Below are 14,891 nucleotides of genomic sequence, written 5' to 3'. Positions count from 1 at the left end.
TGTTATTTGATTAATTGTTACACAAAGTAACTAATAATAGTTCGGATTTGTATCTTGTGAATGAAAAAAGTGGTAACTTGGCGGTAACAAATGAAAATAAAAAGATTGGTAAAATATGAGACAGCAGAAAACATTAGGTTGCAGTTGCCCTCTGGGAAAGGCAATGTCGGCTTTGGGAAGCAAATGGAAGCCGATCATCGTTCTGGTCATCAACAATAGAAAATTGCGCTTCGGTGAGATTGCCGCACGAATTGCTGTGATTTCCAGAAAAGTTTTGACAGATCAGTTGCGAGAAATGGAAACTGATCATCTTTTAACGAGACAAGAATTCAAGGAAACGCCGCCGAGAGTAGAGTATTGCCTTACAGAAAAAGGTCTGGCGCTTCTTCCCATCCTCGACCTTTTGGAAAAATGGGAATCAGAATATGATATGAAAACTGAAAATGCTTTGACCTAATTAAATATTACCAACTGATTAAACCGTTTTCAAGAGCTTTGTTGTAAATTTCCTCATCAAAAGAGTAAAGATCCGGCGCTTTGTGCGCACCACCTTTTCGTTGTTCGTCCAGTTTTTTCAGAATTCCCAGATTCTTTATTTTTCTATAGAAATTTCCTCGGTTAAGTTCTTTTCCGAGAATGGCTTCGTATAATTTTTGGAGCTCAGACAGCGTAAATTTTTCTGGTAGAAGATTGATGCCGATTGGCTTGATTGAGATTTTTTCCCGCAATGTCAGCAAAGCTTTTTCCACAATCTCTTTATGGTCCATAGCCATTTCGATATCAGGAAGTTGGCTGAGGTAGATCCATTCGCAACTCTCACTATATTCGTCCACCGTCAAATCGATTTTAGATGGATTGTATAACGCGTAATACCCAATTGTGATAAACCTTTGTTTGTGGAACAAGGTCTCATCAAAGTCTTCGAAGTAACCTTCGCTTCTGTTCTTTTTTCCAAAAACACCAAACTCCTCCAGATAAGAAACGGCGTTCACGCCAGCTCTTTCTCTCAAGATTCTCACTACGGCGTCGTCCAAGTCTTCTTCCTTTTTGACATAGCCACCAGGCAAAAACCATAGTTTTCTGTAATTCATTTTCAGCAGGAGAACTTTCAGTTCGTTTTGGTCAAATCCAAAAATCACCGGGTCTGCAGAAAGGTTCGGGAGAAATATTTCTTTTGCTTCGTTCGATCGTTGTGAGATTAATTCCTTAGAGTCCATTTTCATTAGTTTCTGATGTCAATGTTACAAAAATATTAATAAAAAAATTGACGAAAAGCAAATTTTAAGAAATCGAATCATTTTTTGGTGATGATTTAACATAATATTTTCATTGATTCTATTTGAATCAATGAAAATCAATTTAAAAATTTAGTTATAATAATTTGAATATCAGTATAATATATTCAATGTTAAGTTTTATTAATATTTATTTGTTCAATTAAAATAAAGAATGTACTATTGTAATGTTTCAATATGAAGCAATGAAATTAGTTGCCGTTTCAAACAAAAGTTGAAGGTTATATTCAATTAGACAACAATATTATTGGCAATAATTACAACAGGATTATCTGTATCAATAATCAAATATGATGATTGAATGGATATTAAATGCTGAAGAAAATTAAAATATATATAACTGGAAATGAGAAAATCTTTAACTAAAATTTCAGCTCTCGGACTGATGCTTTCCTTCGCCACAGTTTTTGGACAGGAAAAGACTGACAGTCTTGCAGTGAAAACCGCAATCAATGCTGCTGCAAAAAATGAAGAAGGCGTAAAAACTGTAACTACTTCTTCTAAAGAAGACAACAACAGAAACGTAATGTTGAATGCAGCCAATAACACAAGTCCAAGGGACGTGAATATCGGTTTGCCATCAACAGTGGGAGGAATCACGATTCTCGAAAACGATTTGCCTGCCGTTTATTTCTTCTGGCCTGAACTTCCCAACAAAACCTGGAGACAGAGTGTAAGCTTGGAAAAAACCGGATTATTGAAAATGGACCAACTAGCAAACACAATGGGCGACCTTGGTTTTGCAGTAAACTCTTATTCTCAAACCGGAACCAAAGATTTTAAATTAAAAGGAAAGTTCACAACGAGTACTTTCGGTTGGCTACAGGGTGACGTGAATGTTTCCGGACCGATTTCTAAAAATGGCTGGACATACACCGTTGGTGCTTTTGCCAACTTCGACCCGAGCACTTATAAATTGGGTTTTACAAGAAATGTAGATGAAACAAAGATTTTCAGAGCAGGTGTGACTAAATATTTTAATGATGATAAAGGAAAAATCTCGATTCAATACAAATACGCAGATTCTTACAGCATTACCAATTACGCCGTTTTCCAATACGGACAGGAAGGTAAAGTAACTGAGCTCGACAATTTCAGAATTGGTAGAGATTCTTACGTGGTGAGAGACGGGCAAATCAAAATGAAAGACATCTTTTCCGGACAAACCTATTGGGCAAATATGGACGGAAATGACAGCAGAAATACTTCTCACAACATCGATATTTTCGGTAATTACTTACTGAACAATGGCTGGAATTTCAAATTCTCAACTAGAGCACACTTTGCTACCGCGAAATCTTCCAACATTATTCCTTTAAGTATTTTCAATGCTGATGCGACTTCAGGTTACACGATTGCTTCAACAGGTCAGGCCTACACCGGAGCAGTGGGAACGCAGCTGGCAATGCACACGCCTTCAACACCGATTACCAATATTGCCGGACGTTTTTCACTGAACAAACAATTGGGAAATCATAATGTGACGGTTGGAGTTTTAGAACAGTATTACAACATCGATAAATTCACGTCGAACAGGTCGTTTTTCTTCCAGACTACTGAACCACAGCCTCAAAGATTGATTGGCCCGACAACGGATGCAGACGGATTTTACAACTATAATGCAGGAGGTGAGTTCCACAGTGGAACGGAAAATAAACTTTCAGTATACGGAACAGACGAATGGAAAGTTTCTGATAATTTCAACTTAAGCTACGGTTTGCATTTGAAAAACCAGATCTTAGACGGAGAATATTCACTAACACCGAGAACAGTTGGTTTCAACTTTACAGACCCAAGCCAGTTTAATCAAATCAATCAAAGCTTTTTCCAGATTGGAGGTAGTTTAAATGCGACGTACAACATCAGCAAAAACTTCGGTGTTATCGCAAACGCTTTATATACCGAGGAAAACAGAAGACTGGAAAGTTATTCTCAGGCTTTCGAACCGAATACCAATAAAATCAAAAGTCCGTTGGGAGCGTTGGGAATTTTCTGGAATACAGATTACATTCAGTTGATTTCTCAGGCAACTTATCTTAAAAAGAATAACAACCTGAACAGATACAACTTGGTTAACCCAGCGAACACAACTCAGGCTCAAAATGTTACGGTTTACTATGATATTCAGACCATTGGATTGACAACCGATTTTGTGGTAAAACCTTTCAAAGGATTTAATTTACATTATTTGTTGACTTTACAAAATCCTGTTTATAAGAAATTCAATTTCAATGCTTTCGGAACGGCTTACGATTACAACGACAACAATGTTTTGGGAGTTGCTAAGGTGTTGATGGAAATCGACCCAAGTTATATGATTGATAAATGGAGATTCTGGGCAAGTTTCAGATATTTCTCAAAACAATATGCAAATCTTACGAATGCTTTATACTTCGCTCCTAGATGGGAAACTTTCGGTGGAGTAAGTTATACGGTGAACAAAAACATCAACCTTGGTGCAACGGTTATCAACTTCCTGAACCAAAGAGGAGCGAGCGGAACCATTAACGGAGCCGAACTGATTACCGATGCCAATCCGTACTACGGAAAACTGTTGACGGGAACGTATATTATGCCATTGACAGGACAGTTTTCTGTAAGCTTTAATTTCTAAAATTTTAATAATGAAAAAAACAGTTTTAAATGTTGCCACATTATTTTTAGGACTAACAGCGTCTGCACAAAACATTCAGACCGTAACCAATTCCAAAGGTCCGGTTTTAGGATATTCTGCAGATTCAGGAGTGAAGATTTTGACGGTTGCAGGAAATAAATTCAAAGATTTAAACAAAAACGGAAAACTCGACAAATACGAAGACTGGAGACTTCCGGTTGACGAAAGAGCTAAAGATTTAGCTTCAAAAATGTCGGTGGAACAGATTGCAGGATTGATGTTGTACAGCGGTCATCAATCGGTTCCGGCACCTGCAGAAGGCTTTAGAGCAGGAAAATATAACGGAATGTTCTACATAGAAAGTGGCGCCAAAGCTTTCGATTTAACAGACCAGCAGAAGAAATTTTTAAAGGACGATAATCTTCGTCACGTCTTGGTAACGACAGTAGAATCTCCGGAAATTGCAGCAAAATGGAGCAATAATATTCAGGCTTACATCGAAGGTTTAGGATTGGGAATTCCTGCCAACAACAGTACGGACCCGAGACATTCGGCAACGGTAACGGCAGAATTCAATGAAGGAGCTGGAGGACAAATCTCCCTGTGGCCAGATGGTTTGGCAATGGGCGCAACTTTCGACCCGAAATTGGTGAAAAAATTCGGAAACATTGCCGCTCAGGAATATAGAGCGTTAGGAATTTCAACGGCTTTATCTCCTCAAATCGACCTGGGAACAGAACCCCGTTGGTACAGAATTGCTTACGTTTTCTCGGAAAGTCCTGACCTGACCGCAGATTTGGGAAGAGGTTACATCGACGGATTCCAGACAACTATCGGAAGCAAAAACGGTTGGGGAAGCAAAAGCGTAAACGCAATGGTCAAACATTGGCCAGGCGGCGGACCCGAAGAGGGCGGACGTGACGGTCACTGGGCGATGGGAAAATACGCCGTTTATCCGGGAAATAATTTTCAGAATCACGTAAAACCTTTTACTGAAGGGGCTTTTAAACTGAATGGCGGAACCAAAGAAGCTTCTGCGGTAATGCCTTATTACACGATTAGTTTCAATCAGGATACGAAAAACGGAGAAAACGTTGGAAACGGTTACAGCAAATATCTAATCACCGATTTACTGCGTGGAAAATATAAATACGACGGCGTAGTTTGCACTGATTGGCTCATCACCGCAGACGAACCGAAATCTCCGGGTGGATTTGCCGGAAAACCTTGGGGTGCAGAAAAATTATCCATTGCAGAACGTCATTACAAAGTTTTGGAAGCGGGTGTTGACCAATTCGGAGGAAACAACGACAAAGCCCCTGTTTTGGAAGCCTATCAAATGGGTGTAAAAGAACACGGCGAAAAAGCCTACCGTGCAAAATTTGAGCAGTCGGCAGTTCGTCTGTTGAGAAATTTCTTCAGAACCGGATTGTTCGAAAATCCTTATGTAAACACAGAAGAAAGCAAAAAAATCGTTGGTAATCCTGAATTTATGAAAGCGGGTTACGAAGCTCAGGTAAAATCTATCGTGATGTTGAAAAACAAAGCCAATATTCTTCCTATTAAGGAAAGAAAAACGGTTTACATTCCGAAGCGATATTCTCCGGCAACGTTCAACTGGTGGGGAATTTACACCGGACCATCTTTGGAATATCCTGTGGATATTGAAAAATTGAAGCAGCATTTTAATGTGACCGATGACCCTGCGAAAGCTGATTTTGCCTTGGTTTTTGTGAAAAGTCCGCACAGCGAAGAAGGCGGTTACAGCGACATCGACGCCAAAGAAGGCGGAAACGGCTACGTTCCGATTTCTCTTCAATACCAAACGTACACCGCAACCGAAGCCCGTGAAAAAAGTATTGCGGCAGGAGACCCTGTTGTTGCACCGAATGTACACGACAGAACCTTCAAAAACAAAACTTCTACAGCGACCAATTTTACAGATTTGTTAGCCATTGAAAATGCTTACAAGGCAATGAACGGAAAACCTGTCATCGTTTCTATCACCGCTTCCAAGCCGATGATTTTTAATGAATTTGAAAAACACGCAGACGCAATTCTGATGAATTTCAACGTGTCAAATCAGGCAGTTGTGGATATTGTGACCGGAAAATACGAACCTTCAGGATTGCTTCCGCTTCAGATGCCAGCAAATATGGCGACGGTTGAAAAGCAGAAAGAAGACGTTCCTTACGATATGGAAACGCACAAAGATGCCGAAGGTCACAACTACGATTTCGGGTACGGAATGAACTGGTCTGGTGTGATTAAAGATACCAGGACTCAAAAATATCATAAGCAATAGTTCATCAAAATAGGTTAATTGATGTCTTGAGACCGGGCATTGTGTTCGGTCTCATTTCTTTTTACTAGAATATTTTGGGCAGCTTTTCCGCCTTCCGTTCCCGCTTTTTTGTCATTGCGAAGAAACTGGTCAACAAGTTGAACTTTTCAGCAATCGCAATAACAAAAAGAGCTCCACTCAAGTCGGGCTGCATGAGATTCGCTGTTAAAATTATTGAGATAAGTCAACGGCATTTTTGTCATTCCGTAGGAATCTCAACAATGATATTTGAAATACTGAGCTTAGATTCCTACGGAATGACAAACTAACTGTTATCTAATTGTTTGTCTTAGCTGAGTAGAACGCCTTCGCGAACTTAAAAACATTTTAATAATCAAAAAAAACTTTGCGCTCTTTGCGTTAAAATTAAAATTAAATCAAAATGAAAAAATTAATCATAGCAAGTGCATTCCTTTTAGGATTAAGCACCATCAACGCTCAAAAATCAATTCCATTATACAAAGGAAAAGCGCCGGGAACAGAAAACTGGACACAGAAAGAAGCACAGCAATTCAATGAATTGTTTAAAACGGAAGTCGTTTTCAACGTTGCGCAACCTTCAATGTTATTGTTCGAAGCCGACAAGGCAAAGGCGAACGGAACTGTAATCGTAGTTGCTCCGGGTGGTGGTTTTCAAAGTTTATCCATCAACCGAGAAGGAATTGATGTCGCCAAAAAATTGGCAGAAAACGGAATCACGGCAGTCGTTTTAAAATACAGATTACTGGAAACAAAATCCAACGACCCAGCCAAAGAAATGATGGAAAACATCAAAGACCGAAAAGCTTTTGATGCAAATACAGCTCCTATCAAAGTAATGGCAGGCGAGGACATCAAAACTGCAATCTCTTATATCAGAAACCACGCAAAAGAACTGAACATCAATCCTGAAAAACTAGGTGTTATCGGATTTTCTGCTGGGGCAAGTGTGATTTTGGAAAGCGTTCTTCACAGCAAAGATTCTTCAACGTTACCGAATTTCGCAGCTTCGATTTATGGCGGACCAAGTCAGGAGATTTTAGATACTGAAATTCCAAAAGCATCACTTCCGATGTTCATTTGTGCTGCAAGTGATGACCAGTTGAAACTCGCTCCAAAATCAGTTTTGTTGTACAATAAATGGCTGGAAGCAGGACAACCCACCGAACTTCACATCTACGAAAAAGGCGGTCACGGTTTCGGAATGGGAAAACAGAATCTGCCTGTTGACAAATGGTCGGATGTGTATTTAGACTGGCTGAAATTCCACAAGTTTTTATAAACCTTAAAATTTAACCACAAATCGAAGATTCGACGAAGTCAAAAGTCACAAAAGCTTTTTTAATTATAAAGTTTGAACACTAAACTTTTTAAAGAGCATAAAAGCTTTTGAAAATCTTTGATTTTCAGCTAATGTGTTCTTTTATTTTCAAAGTTTTAAAACTTAAATCTGATGTGACTAATGTGTCAAAAAACTTTTGTGCCTTTTGTGGTTCAACCTAAAAGAATGAAATCATTTTTTAATATCGTTTCTTTTTTCGCGGCAATGGCTGTGTCCGCACAGTCGCCTCCCGTGATTTCAGAAATGGATAAATACATAAAACCCCGTTATCGCGTCATCGTCGACAACGATTTTGGCGGCGACCCCGACGGATTGTTTCAACTCGTTCATCAGATTCTTTCGCCTTCTACAGAAATTAGAGGAATTATCGGTTCTCATTTGAAACCGGGCGATGCTTTTGATAAATCAAATATTACCGCGGAAAATGCGGTGAAGAAAATCAACGAAACGTTGGAAGTAATGAATTTAAAAAACAGATTCAACGTTCTGCAAGGTTCCAATGACCCATTGAAAGATTTGAAAACACCCAATATTTCCGAAGGAGCAAAAGACATTGTTGCAGAAGCGATGAAAGCGGATGAGAAAAATCCTCTATTCATCGTTTGTGGCGCAGGTTTGACGGAAGTGGCGAGTGCTTATCTTATGGAACCAAAAATCGCCGACAAAATTGTTGTCGTTTGGATTGGAGGTCCTGAATATCCCGATTTGGCAACACCACCTCCAGGTTACACACCTTTAGAATATAATTTAGGAATCGATATCAAAGCAGCACAGGTTGTTTTCAACGAATCGAATTTAAATATTTGGCAAATTCCGAGGAATGCATACCGACAAACTTTGATGTCTTACGCAGAACTCGTAACGAAAGTAAAACCAGAAGGAAAAACAGGAGCTTATCTAACCAAGAAAATCGAGGATTTAATGGAAATGGTTCAGAAATTCAATCTGAAAATCGGTGAAACTTACATAATGGGAGATTCACCTTTGGTTTTGCTAACGGCTTTACAATCCTCATTTGAAGCCGACCCGTCATCGAGTTCTTACGTCATTAAAAATGCTCCAAAAATCAATGATAGCGGACTGTACGAATACAATCCGAAAGGAAGGAACATCAGAGTCTACACCCAACTCGACACACGACTGATGTTCGAAGATTTCTACTCAAAACTAAAATTATTCAATAACAAAAAGTAAAAAATATAGAATTATGCAGAAGAATATATCAACGCTGATAGGACTTTCTCAGAAAGCAAAATATTCAGGATTATTCCTGGCTTTATTGGCTGCATCGCCGTTTGCGAATGCTCAGACTAAAAATGCAACGGTAACCGTTGACGGAAAAACATTTAAAGATTCCAACAACAACGGAAAATTGGATGTTTGGGAAGACACAAGACTTTCTGTTGACAAAAGAATCGACGCCATTATCAGGCAAATGACCAACGAAGAAAAGGTCAATCTTTTAATCGGAACCGGAATGCCAGGAATTGAAGTTCTGACAGGTCCTGTTGGCGATTCAAAACAAGGCTTGGTTCCCGGAGCTGCCGGTGGAACAGATTCTTTTGACAGATTCGGAATTCCTGCGACGATTGTTGCAGATGGACCTGCAGGTTTGAGAATTCAACCAACGAGAGATAATGATTCAAAAACCTATTATGCAACGGCATTTCCAGTGGGAACAGCTTTAGCTTCAACTTGGAATAAAGATTTGCTGGAAAAAGTTGGAAAAGCAATGGGTAATGAAGTGAAGGAATATGGAGTCGATGTTCTTTTGGCTCCGGCTTTGAACATTCAGAGAAATCCGTTGAACGGAAGAAACTTCGAATATTACTCTGAAGACCCATTAATTTCAGGAAAAACTGCGGCTGCGATTGTGAACGGAATTCAGTCGCAAGGTGTTGGAACTTCCATCAAACACTTTGCTGCGAATAACGAGGAAACCAACCGTTTGACCATCAATGCCCACATTTCCGAAAGAGCAATGCGAGAACTGTATCTGAGAAATTTTGAAATTACGGTGAAAGAATCTCAGCCCTGGACGGTAATGTCGTCTTACAACAAACTAAATGGCGTTTACACTTCAGATTCTAAAGATTTACTGACTCAGGTTTTAAGAAATGAATGGGGTTTCAAAGGTATTGTAATGACTGACTGGTTCGGAGGTTTCCCGGGATTTGAATCGATTAAAGATGGCGGACTTTCTGATGTCGTTAAACAAATGAATGCAGGAAATGACCTGTTAATGCCGGGAATTCCAGCGCAGAAAAAAGTGTTGTTGGAAGCTTTAAATACCGGTAAATTATCTCAGGAAGTGGCAAACCTGAATGCGAAAAGAATCTTGGAATATATTTTCAAAACGCCAACTTTCGCACAGTATAAATACAGCGACAAACCAAACTTGGTTGAACACGCAGAGGTAACGAGAAACGCGGCAGCAGAAGGAATGGTTTTGCTTAAAAACGAAAAAAATGCATTGCCATTTGCCGATAAACAGAAAGAAGTTTCATTATTCGGAGTGACTTCTTATGCCTGGATTACAGGCGGAACAGGAAGTGGAAGTGTGAACAACAAACATACGGTTTCCCTTTTGGAAGGTTTAAATTCTGCAGGTTACAAACTGGACAAAGAATTGGTTGATTTGTACAAACCTTTCGCTGAAAAAGAAGCAACTGCCGAAAAAGAAAGCCGAAAAGCAAGAGGCATTTTAGCACTTCCGGGAAGACTGGCTGAAATGAAAATGGACGACGCTTTCCTGGCTAAAAAAGCAGAAACTTCTGAAATCGCTTTTGTAACATTAGGACGAAACTCCGGCGAAGGAGGCGATAGAGTAGTGAATGAAGATTTCAATCTGGCAACGGAAGAAATCGAAATGTTGGATAAAATCTCCAAAGCGTTCCACGCAAAAGGAAAAAAAGTGGTGGTAATTTTAAATATCGGTGGCGTCATCCAAACGGCTTCGTGGAAAGACAAAGTCGATGCGATTCTTTTGGCTTGGCAGCCTGGCCAAGAAGGCGGACATTCCGTTGCTGACGTCGTTTCAGGAAAAGTAAATCCTTCGGGAAAACTGACGATGACGTTTCCTGTCAATTATTCAGACCACGCATCAGCAAAGAATTTCCCGGGAATTCCTGCCGATAATCCGAAAGATGTGACGTATGAAGAAGGTGTTTATGTGGGTTACCGTTATTTCAATACCTTTAATGTAAAACCGTCTTATGAATTTGGTTTTGGTAAATCTTATACTGACTTTGCTTACAGTAATTTAAAACTGAATTCTAAAACATTCAATAGTAAATTAGAGGTAACGGTTGAAGTTAAAAATACCGGAAAAGTCACCGGAAAAGAAGTTGTAGAACTATATCTTTCTGCACCCAACCAATCCATCGACAAACCAAAATCTGAGTTGAAAGCCTACGCCAAAACAAAAGATTTGAAACCGGGAGAATCTCAAACCATCACTCTGACTTTGAATCCGAAAGATTTGGCTTCTTACATCACCGCAAAATCCGTTTGGGTTGCGGAAGCAGGAAATTATAAAGTGTCTGTGGGAGCGTCTTCTTTGGACATTAGACAAACTGCAGATTTCTCGCTACCAAAAGAACTCGTGGTTGAAAAAGTACAGCACATTTTCCCTGCAGATACAAAGTTTGAAGATTTAAGACCTTAAATTTTCAGGAGAATTTTCTTTACCCCAACCCTAAAGGGAGGAAAATTCTCAATAAAATTACACCCTTTAGGGAAGGGGAAAATAATTTAATGGAATTTTGAAAACAAATGTTCAATTTTTAATGACAAATTTATTGTCTCAAAATAAGCAATTATCAACAAAAGAGGCTATCTTTAGCCTCTTTATTTTTAAACTGAATGATTATGACGAATGACGCACAATCGAAGAGGAACTATACAATCCCTTTGATTACCATTACGCTTTTATTTTTTATGTGGGGATTCATCACGTGTATGAATGACATCCTGATTCCTTACCTGAAACAGCTCTTCAATCTGACCTTCTTCCAGTCGATGTTGGTACAGTTCTGTTTCTTTGGTGCTTATTTTATAGGCTCGTTAATTTACTTTTTAATTTCAACCACGCAGGGTGACCCCATCGATAAAGTAGGGTACAAAAAAGGAATTCTCTTCGGAATTTTCCTCGCAGCTTTTGGTTGCGTTTTGTTTTATCCGGCGGCGAGTTTATCTTCGTATCCGTTGTTCTTAGGCGCTTTGTTTATTTTAGGTTTGGGTTTCACGGTATTGCAGATTACGGCTAATGCTTACGTTTCACTGTTGGGTCCGGAAGATTCCGCGTCCAGCAGACTGAATATGACGCAGGCTTTCAACGCATTCGGGACAACCATTGCACCGGTTTTGGGCGGACATTTAATTTTCGAATTATTCTCTGCACCTGACGGCTCTTTCTCCGCAGCAGCAACAAAAATTCCATATCTTATTTTTGCCGGAATCCTGTTATTGGTCGCTTTGTTGATCTCAAGAGTGAAGCTTCCTGACTTTCAGGTGAAAGGCGAAGAGATCGTAAAAGGCTATGGTGCCTTGAAGTACAACCACCTGAAATTCGGTGTTTTCGCGATGTTCTGCTACGTTGGTGGCGAAGTAGCGGTAGGAAGTTTTATCATCAGCTTTTTGGAACAACCACAAGTGATGAACCTTTCCGAGGTCGTGAGCAAAAACTATTTAGCACTGTATTGGGGCGGTGCGATGATCGGGCGTTTCCTGGGTGCAATTTCTCTGAATCATTCCATCAGCCAAGGCAAAAAAGCCATCTATATGTTGGGCGCAGCCATTGCTGTTTTCTTGGTGATCTTCAGTATTGTGGATCTGACGTTTGCACAGATCAGTTTCTTCTTGGTATTTATCGCTTTAAATTTCGTTGCGTTCTTCATCGGAAAATCTGCTCCAGCAAGAACCCTTTCTATCTTTGCAGGGATCAACGTTCTGCTATTGATCTCAGCGATGCTGAACCACGGCGAACTGGCGATGTACAGCATTTTGGGAATTGGGATCTTCAACTCGATTATGTTCTCTAATATCTACACATTGGCGATTTCCGGCTTAGGAAAATACACGAGCCAAGGTTCTTCTTTGGTCGTAATGGCCATCTTAGGAGGTGCGATCGTTCCGATTTTCCAAGGTTACTTGGCAGATCAGTTTGGCGTTCAGCATTCCTTTGTGATCCCTGTGTTCTGTTACTTGTTTATCCTGATCTTCGGCGCCTATTGCACCAAATATCTGGGTCATGTGAAACAGGATGCTGAGGCTAAGTCTGGGCATTAAGATCTTTGAAATTGATAAACAAAAAAACCTGCGTTGAGCAGGTTTTTTTGTTATTTAAAATTGTGTGATGATATTATAAATTCAATCTTTTCAAATAATGGTTTGAAATTTTCAAAATATTTTGATTCCAAGATTTCAAGATTTTCAGCAAATTTTCTTTTTTTTGCTTTAAAAGAATAGAAACTCCCTCCCCCCGGAAGTGATTCTATTGTAAAATATTTTTCTGCAAAGCCAGGAACATTTAAAAACAATGACTCTATTGTTAAATTAGATTTTTCTTTAAATGTTTCTTGTCCATTTTTAATTACAAGATTTCGAATATTACTTTCGCTAGGAACTGGTAATAGTAGTAGATAACCATTTTTATTATTACTTCTAGTTAAACATTTAGAAGGATTACTTTCAATAATACTTGGAAATTTTTCATCTCTATTCCAACCACAATACCCTGCATTGTCAAAATCAAATAGTGCTATGAGTGCTTTGTGTGGAAATTGGTGAAATATACCGTCGGGTTTTAGATTTCCTTGATTAAATAATGCTCCTAAGAAATTAACTGAAAATGAATCTTGAACAAAAAAAGGTATTTCTTTGGAATCATATAATTTTTTCCAAGCGATTTCAAGAATTATCTTATCTGTGATACCTTCAGTAAATAATATGTGTTTATTAGTCTGATTAATATTATATATGATTCCAAAATTCCCATTTTCAATACTTATTGACGCAAGGCCACTGCTCAGATTTTGAACTGCAACATCTTTATCTTCTTTTATAGGATATCCCAAAGTTCGGTCCATTCTATAAATAGATTCTTCGGGAGCTAGTGCTATCGTAGATGGAGAATGTGTCGTTAAAATAACCTTGACATTTTGTTTCTCGACGAGTACCTCTTTAATTACATCTAAAAACAATTTTGTCAAAGAAGGGTGTAAGTGTGCATCTGGTTCATCAAATAATATGACTTCAGGAAATTTTCCGTTATTTGATGAATTGTATAAAACAAAAATAAGGGCCAGTATAGTCTTTTCACCAGAAGATAAGCTTTCAAAACTAACCTTCATACCACTTTCCCTGTCGATAAGATGGATTAATGTAGGTTCTTCATCGTCTAATGATGCTGTATATTTTGTAGTATATTTAAACTCTGCCTTATCTAATATATCATTAAAAACTATCCAAGGTGCAGAGATATTTTGTGTTAAATGACTGAAATATTTTTGTTTTAAATTGAATTGGTGGAATAAAACATCTAAAGCAGAAGAAAATAAATCATTATATACATTGTAAAAAGTTATGTAATCCAGTAGTGTTAAATCATAAATTTCTTTTGAAGTTTGTTCGCTTAATAATTTAAGGGTGTTCAATTCATATTGTTGAACATAAATGAATTTTGCCTTATCTAATTTCGTGTTTTCTGTCGTCATGGACTTTTGAAATTCTATTCTTGCATCATTTAGAGCCTGTAATTCATCAAATTCATTATTGAATGATTCACTCCTTATTAGCAGACATGATTTTGCAATATCCTTCAATTTTTTCCATTGATCTTTTATTGTTTGTATTAATTGCTGCTGGTGTTGCTGTTGAAAATGTAAATTATCAGATCTCTTAACTCCTGGATAAGAGTGAATTATATCTTTTAATATCTTGCCATTATTATCGCTTATGGCAGATATTAAATTATTATCACTAAAATTATTCATCATTCTATTCATTGCTCCATAATCTCTCAAATACTCTAATAACTGAGTTTTACCAGAACCATTTTCGCCTGTTAATATTGTGAAATCAGGTAATTTTAGATTTGTTTTTTCTTTTAAAATCTTTCCGTTATTTTGAATATTAATTATCATGGCCTAATTTAAGAATCTTTTATATGTATTTAATCCAAATATACAAAGCTCAAATTAAATTTTACTACTCATAATACGCTATTTATGGAAGTTAATCCATTCGTATTTCTACTGAAATTAACAAATCAAAAACTATCAAACCCCCAAACACCCCGTTTAAACCAAACCTCAA

At 38.3% G+C, this 14,891-nt stretch carries 9 protein-coding genes; 7 read left to right on the top strand and 2 right to left on the bottom strand.

Going from position 1 to position 14,891, the window contains the following annotated elements:
• The first annotated feature begins 115 nt into the window (after positions 1–115).
• The gene (locus BMW39_RS09800; protein WP_034974994.1) at positions 116–457 is read left to right on the top strand and encodes a winged helix-turn-helix transcriptional regulator; all 342 of its coding nucleotides are present in this window, start codon (positions 116–118) and stop codon (positions 455–457) included.
• Between the two features lie 7 nt (positions 458–464).
• On the opposite strand, the gene BMW39_RS09795 is transcribed toward BMW39_RS09800, so the two are convergent.
• On the bottom strand, positions 465–1,217 hold the full coding sequence (locus tag BMW39_RS09795) for an NUDIX hydrolase (RefSeq protein ID WP_034976084.1): 753 nt from the start codon (positions 1,215–1,217) through the stop codon (positions 465–467).
• Positions 1,218–1,641: 424 nt separating this feature from the next.
• Here BMW39_RS09795 and BMW39_RS09790 point away from each other — a divergent pair, with 424 nt between their 5' ends.
• From BMW39_RS09790 to BMW39_RS09765, 6 genes are all read left to right on the top strand, one after another.
• Positions 1,642–3,909, top strand: a complete 2,268-nt coding sequence (locus BMW39_RS09790) for a TonB-dependent receptor (RefSeq protein ID WP_034974992.1) — start codon at positions 1,642–1,644, stop codon at positions 3,907–3,909.
• A gap of 10 nt (positions 3,910–3,919) precedes the next feature.
• A complete protein-coding gene (locus BMW39_RS09785) occupies positions 3,920–6,214 on the top strand; it encodes a glycoside hydrolase family 3 protein (protein WP_034974991.1) in 2,295 nt (764 codons plus the stop codon).
• A 421-nt stretch (positions 6,215–6,635) separates the two neighbouring features.
• The gene (locus BMW39_RS09780; RefSeq protein ID WP_034974989.1) at positions 6,636–7,514 is read left to right on the top strand and encodes an alpha/beta hydrolase; all 879 of its coding nucleotides are present in this window, start codon (positions 6,636–6,638) and stop codon (positions 7,512–7,514) included.
• 225 nt (positions 7,515–7,739) lie between these two features.
• A complete protein-coding gene (locus BMW39_RS09775; RefSeq protein ID WP_034976082.1) occupies positions 7,740–8,768 on the top strand; it encodes a nucleoside hydrolase in 1,029 nt (342 codons plus the stop codon).
• A 13-nt stretch (positions 8,769–8,781) separates the two neighbouring features.
• On the top strand, positions 8,782–11,241 hold the full coding sequence (locus BMW39_RS09770) for a glycoside hydrolase family 3 C-terminal domain-containing protein (RefSeq protein WP_034974987.1): 2,460 nt from the start codon (positions 8,782–8,784) through the stop codon (positions 11,239–11,241).
• Between the two features lie 203 nt (positions 11,242–11,444).
• On the top strand, positions 11,445–12,863 hold the full coding sequence (locus tag BMW39_RS09765; protein WP_245750477.1) for a sugar MFS transporter: 1,419 nt from the start codon (positions 11,445–11,447) through the stop codon (positions 12,861–12,863).
• 50 nt (positions 12,864–12,913) lie between these two features.
• Here BMW39_RS09765 and BMW39_RS09760 read toward each other — a convergent pair whose 3' ends face one another.
• Positions 12,914–14,719 (bottom strand): AAA family ATPase, encoded by a 1,806-nt coding sequence (locus BMW39_RS09760; RefSeq protein WP_034974983.1) that lies wholly within the window; start codon positions 14,717–14,719, stop codon positions 12,914–12,916.
• Positions 14,720–14,891: the final 172 nt, after the last annotated feature.

Origin of the sequence: Epilithonimonas lactis (assembly GCF_900110605.1) — a bacterium.
Lineage (GTDB): Bacteria > Bacteroidota > Bacteroidia > Flavobacteriales > Weeksellaceae > Epilithonimonas > Epilithonimonas lactis.
The sequence above is the reverse complement of the archived record's forward strand: the minus strand, read 5'-3'. Positions and strand labels throughout refer to the sequence as shown.